Origin of the sequence: Methylobacterium aquaticum (assembly GCF_001043915.1) — a bacterium.
Taxonomy (GTDB): domain Bacteria; phylum Pseudomonadota; class Alphaproteobacteria; order Rhizobiales; family Beijerinckiaceae; genus Methylobacterium; species Methylobacterium aquaticum.
The window spans coordinates 1-5,758 of the sequence record NZ_LABX01000306.1; the positions used below are offsets into that span (position 1 = coordinate 1).

At 70.1% G+C, this 5,758-nt stretch carries 5 protein-coding genes; 4 read left to right on the forward strand and 1 reads right to left on the reverse strand.

The window, feature by feature from the left end:
* The 4 genes from VP06_RS30650 to metB form a co-directional block, all read left to right on the forward strand.
* On the forward strand, window positions 1-676 hold a 676-nt coding region (locus VP06_RS30650), incomplete at its 5' end, for a TadA family conjugal transfer-associated ATPase (RefSeq protein ID WP_048467604.1).
* A 70-nt stretch (window positions 677-746) separates the two neighbouring features.
* The gene (locus tag VP06_RS30655) at window positions 747-1,715 is read left to right on the forward strand and encodes a type II secretion system F family protein (protein WP_245291380.1); all 969 of its coding nucleotides are present in this window, start codon (window positions 747-749) and stop codon (window positions 1,713-1,715) included.
* Window positions 1,716-1,828: 113 nt separating this feature from the next.
* Window positions 1,829-2,791 (forward strand): type II secretion system F family protein, encoded by a 963-nt coding sequence (locus VP06_RS30660; RefSeq protein WP_048467605.1) that lies wholly within the window; start codon window positions 1,829-1,831, stop codon window positions 2,789-2,791.
* A gap of 121 nt (window positions 2,792-2,912) precedes the next feature.
* Window positions 2,913-4,079, forward strand: coding sequence for a cystathionine gamma-synthase (gene metB / locus VP06_RS30665; RefSeq protein WP_048467606.1), 1,167 nt, complete (start codon window positions 2,913-2,915; stop codon window positions 4,077-4,079).
* 306 nt (window positions 4,080-4,385) lie between these two features.
* Here the strand turns inward: metB and VP06_RS30670 are convergent.
* The coding region (locus VP06_RS30670) for a DEAD/DEAH box helicase (protein WP_048467607.1) at window positions 4,386-5,758 on the reverse strand (1,373 nt) is incomplete at its 5' end.

Sequence of the window (5,758 nt, forward strand, 5' to 3'; positions counted from 1 at the left end):
CTCGGGCAAGACCACGCTGCTGAACTGCCTCACCCGCTACATCGACGACGACGAGCGCATCATCACCTGCGAGGACGCGGCCGAGCTGCAATTGCAGCAGCCGCACGTGGTGCGTCTCGAGACGCGGCCGCCGAACCTCGAGGGCCAGGGCCAGGTCACGATGCGCGACCTGATCAAGAACTGCCTGCGCATGCGACCCGAGCGGATCATCGTCGGCGAGGTGCGCGGCCCGGAGGCGTTCGATCTCCTCCAGGCCATGAATACCGGCCATGACGGCTCGATGGGAACGCTGCACGCCAACTCGCCGCGCGAGTGCTTGGCGCGTATCGAATCGATGATCGCCATGGGCGGGTTCACCCTTCCCGCCAAGACCCTGCGCGAGATGATCGCCGGCTCCATCGACGTGATCGTGCAGGCCGCCCGCCTGCGCGACGGCTCCCGGCGCATCACCCACATCACCGAGGTGATGGGGATGGAGGGCGACGTCATCATCACCCAGGACCTCTTCATCTACGACATCGCCGGCGAGGATGCGAACGGCAAGCTGATCGGCCGCCACCGCTCGACCGGCATCGGCCGGCCGCGGTTCTGGGACCGCGCCCGCTATTACGGCGAGGACCGGGCGCTCGCCGCCGCCCTCGATGCCGCCGAGGTCCGCGGGGAGGAGGCGCTATGACGCCGCGCACGGTGCAGGGCATGACGCTGCATTCCGGGCCGCATGCGGCCGCGACCGTAGGGAGGTGCCGGTGATCGAGCTCGAAACCGCGGTCGCGGTCGGACTGGTCACGGTGAGCGCGGTGGCGCTCGCCTCCGCCGTGATAGTGCCGCTGCTGCCGGACGAGGCCCGGGCGGCCAAGCGCCAGCAGGCGCTGGTCGCCCAGCGCCGGGCCGCCGAGCGCGTGCAGGCGGTGAGCCGCCGCGACCAGGTCGCCAAGAGCCTCAAGGAGATCGAGGACAAGGAGAAGAAGAGCCGCATCAGCCTGGACCTGCGGCTGGCCCAGGCGGGCCTGAGCCTCAGCAAGCAGCAATTCTACTTCTTCAGTGCGATCGGAGGCGTCGGGGTCGGGGCGTTCGGCTTCCTGATGAGCGGCGACGCGCTCCTGGCGCTCGGCCTCGCCTTCGCGGCGGGCCTGGGCCTGCCGCGCTGGATCCTCTCCTACCTGCGCAACCGGCGCATGACCCGCTTCATCCTCGAACTGCCCAATGCCATGGACGTGATCGTGCGCGGCATCCGTTCGGGGCTCCCGGTCGGCGACTGCATGCGGATCATCGCCCGCGAGGCCCAGGAGCCGGTCAAGAGCGAGTTCCGCGCCCTGGTCGAGGCCCAGGCCCTCGGCATCACGCTGGCGGAGGCGGTGACCCGCCTCTACGAGCGCATGCCGGTGCCGGAGGCGAACTTCTTCGCCATCGTGGTCGGCATCCAGCAGAAATCCGGCGGCAACCTCTCGGAGGCTTTGGGCAACCTCTCGCGGGTGCTGCGCGACCGGCGCAAGATGGCCGAGAAGGTCAAGGCGATGAGCATGGAGGCGAAGGCATCGGCGGCGATCATCGCCTCCCTGCCCTTCGTCGTCGCCTCGCTGGCCTACATGACGAGCCCCGATTACATCTCGCTGCTCTGGACCACCTCGGTCGGCCACGTCGCCCTCGCCGGCTCCGCCGTGTGGATGATGGTGGGCGTCTTCGTGATGAACCGGATGATCACCTTCGACATTTGAGCCCGCGATCGCCGAGGGCCGGCGTGGATCGACGGCTCGGCGAGGCTTCCAGAGTGGCAACGATGACCGAGGTCATCGTGACTTCACCGTTGGCATGATCCCGGAGGCGGTACGTGCCGTTCCTGTCCCAGCTCATCGACCCGTATGTCCTCGGCGCGGCGCTCGCCGCAGTGGCGGCGGCCGCCACGATCTTCACCCTGGCCCAGCCGTTCCTGGAGCCGGACCGGCTCGCTGGCCGCCTGAAGAGCGTCGGCAAGGAGCGCGATCGCATCCGCGTGCGCGAGCGCGAGCGCATGAACCAGAAAGCCTCCTTGCGCCACGAGCCGAAAGCCTACATGAAGCGGGTCGTCGAGCGCCTGCACCTCGACGACTGGCTTGGCGTCGAGAACGCCAAGAACAACCTGATGATGGCGGGCTATCGCGGCCCGCAGGCCGAGATCGCGTTCCTGTTCTTCCGCCTGGTGGTTCCGATCGCCTTCTTCGTGCTGGCGGTGTTCTACCTGTTCGTGCTGGAGGTGCTGGACCAGCCGGTGCTGATCCGCTTCGGCCTGGTGGTGGTGGCGCTCTATCTCGGCATCAAGGCGCCCGAGCTGTTCCTGCGCAACCAGACCTCGAAGCGCCAGGCGGTGATCCAGCGCAACTGGCCCGACGCTCTCGACCTGCTGCTGATCTGCGTCGAATCCGGCATGGCGATCGAGGCGGCGTTCCGGCGCGTCGGCGTCGAGATCGCCAACCAGTGCATGACGCTGGCCGAGGAGATGGCGCTGACCACCGCCGAATTGTCCTATCTCACCGACCGGCGCATCGCCTACGAGAACCTCGCCAACCGGACCGGCCTCGAATCGGTGAAGAGCGTCACCACGGCGCTGATCCAGGCCGAGCGCTACGGCACACCGGTCGGCCAGGCCCTGCGCGTGCTGGCGCAGGAGAGCCGCGACCAGCGGATGAACGAGGCCGAGAAGAAGGCCGCCGCCCTGCCGCCGAAGCTGACCGTGCCGATGATCCTGTTCTTCCTGCCGGTGCTGTTCGTGGTCATCCTCACCCCCGCCATGGTGCAGGTCTTCAGCATGAAGTAGGGCCACGCGGCTGTGGAGCGGAACCGCGGATTGTCCGTCACGCCGAACGGTTTTCCGTTGATCGCCCGGTTCGTTCTTCATAAAGAACGACGCAGAGGCATCGCGAGACCGGGAGAGCGACGTGGCGGACGAGCACAGGCGGGCGGAGACGATCGCCGCCGCGAACGGGATCGGGACGGACACCGCCTTCGGCGCGGTGACCCCCCCGCTCTATCTGTCGACGACCTATACCTTCGCGGCGTTCGAGACGCCGCGGGCCTATGATTACGCCCGCCTCGGCAACCCGACCCGCGACCAGCTCGCCGATACGCTGGCGAAGCTCGAGGGCGGGGCCCGGGCGGTGGTGGTGTCGAGCGGCATGGCGGCGCTCGATCTCGCCCTGTCCCCGTTGCGCCCCGGCGATCTCCTGGTGGCGCCGCACGATTGTTACGGCGGCACCCACCGGCTGCTCTCGATGCGGGCGGCGCGAGGCCATTACCGCGTCGCCTTCGTCGATCAGGGCGACGAGGCCGCGCTGAACGCCGCCCTGGCGGACGGCGCCCGGATCGTCCTGACCGAGACGCCCAGCAACCCGCTGATGCGCGTCACCGACCTCCGCCGCGTCGCCGCCCTGGCGAAGGCGGCGGGCGCACTCTTCGTCGTCGACAACACCTTCTTGTCCCCGGCCCTGCAACGGCCGCTGACTCTCGGGGCGGACCTCGTCGTGCACTCGACGACGAAGTTCCTCAATGGCCACTCGGACGTCATCGGCGGGGCGGTGATCGCCGCGGAGGCGAGCCTCGGCGACGAGCTGGCCGCCTGGGCCAACACCGTCGGGGTCACCGGGTCACCCTTCGACGCCTACCTGACCTTGCGCGGCGTTCGCACACTGTTTCCCCGCATCGAGCGCCAGAGCCGCAACGCCGCCGCGGTGGCGGCCTTCCTGGCGGCGCATCCGGCGGTGGCCCGCGTCTATTATCCGGGCCTGGAGAGCCATCCCGGCCATGCGCTGGCCAAAAGTCAGCAGAGCGGCTTCGGCGCGATGCTGAGCGCCGAGCTGGCCGGCGGGCGCGAGGCGGTGCGCCGGCTCGTCGGGAGCCTGCGGGTCTTCAGCCTGGCCGAATCCCTCGGCGGGGTGGAGAGCCTGATCGCCCATCCGGTGACCATGACTCACGCCGCCATGGACCCGGAGGCGCGGGAGCGGGCGGGCCTCGGCGACGGGCTGGTGCGGCTCTCGGTCGGGCTCGAGGCGGAAGAGGATCTGGTCGGCGATCTGGCCCAGGCGCTCGGCACCGCAGCACGCGGGTAATACCAACGGTCGAAAGAAAACGGCCGTTGGCTCCGTTCTCCAATTTTCGCTCAGCCTTTGGCTTAGTCTCGAAAATTTGAGATGGTTCATCGGCCCGATGCGTCAGCATCTCGGGCCGATGGTACACCGACGCGGTCGCCGGTCCGGCTCCGCCTCCTGCGCCGAGGCGACCGGTTCACGTCTGGAACGCCATGGGCCATCCGGTCGTCGGAGCCCCGCTCGACCGTTTCAGAACGGCCAAAACGGGAAGGGGCGCGACCCGACCGGACCGCGCCCCTCTTTAATCCTGCGATGGCGATCGGGCGATCAGCGCGGCGCGCGGTCGAGCCAGCCGATCGACCGGCCGTCACGGTTGCCGCCGCCGCCCGCCGGACGCTGCTGGCGGTTGCCGTCGGCGCGCTGGCCGCCCCCCTGCGGCCGGCCCTGGCCCTGGCCCTGCGGCCGAGCCTGGCGGCCCTCGTGCCCCCCACGACCGTCAGCGGCGCGACCGTCCAGGGCACGCGGCTCGCGGTGCTCCGCCGGACGGCCGGCGCCGTGGCGCGGCTGGCCCTGACGGCCCGCCGGCTGGCCCTGGCGCCCGCCACCCGGGCGCTGGCCGCGCGGGCCCGCGCCGGGCTGGCGCCGGTCGCGCTCGGCCTCGGCGACCGCCTGGGCGGCCTCCTCGCGGCTCGGGGGCACGAAGCCCTCGGGGATCGCCATCACCGGCACCTTCTGGCGGGTCAGGCGCTCGATGTCGCGGAGGTAAGCCCGCTCCTCGTCGTTGCAGAACGAGATCGCGAGGCCGTCCTTGCCGGCGCGGGCGGTGCGGCCGATGCGGTGGACATAGGCTTCCGGCACGTTCGGCAGGTCGAAATTGACGACGTGAGACACGCCGTCGACGTCGATGCCGCGGGCGGCGATGTCGGTCGCGACCAGCACCCGGCAGGTGCCAGCCCGGAAGGCGGCGAGCGCCCGCTCGCGCTGCGGCTGCGACTTGTTGCCGTGGATCGCCGCCGAGCCGATGCCGTCGCGCTCCAGGCCGCGCACGACGCGGTCGGCGCCGTGCTTGGTGCGGGTAAAGACCAGCACCCGGTCGATCGTCTCGTCGCGCAGGATCGTCCCGAGCAGCGCCTGCTTCGAGCCGGTCGGCACGAAGACGACCTTCTGGTCGACCCGCTCGGCCGTGGTCGCGACCGGGGTCACGGCGACCTGGACCGGGTTCTTCAGGTACTGGTCGGCGAGGCCGGCGATGTTCTTCGGCATGGTGGCCGAGAAGAACAGGCTCTGGCGCTCGGCCGGCAGCAGCTTCACGATCCGCTTGAGGGCGTGGATGAAGCCGAGATCGAGCATCTGGTCGGCTTCGTCGAGGACCAGGTACTCGACGCCGTCGAGGGTGAGCGAGCGGCGGTCGATCAGGTCGAGGAGCCGGCCGGGGGTGGCGACCAGCACGTCGACGCCGTTGGCGAGCGCCCGCTCCTGGCGGCCGATGGTGACGCCGCCGAACACCACCGTGGTGGAGAGCTTCAGGAACTGGCCATAGTCCTTGAAGCTGTCGGCGATCTGGCTGGCAAGCTCACGGGTGGGGGCGAGCACCAGCACGCGGCAGCCGCGGCGCGGCGCCGGCTTGGGGGCTCCGGTGGCGAGACGGTGCAGGATCGGCAGCGCGAAGGACGCGGTCTTGCCGGTGCCGGTCTGGGCGA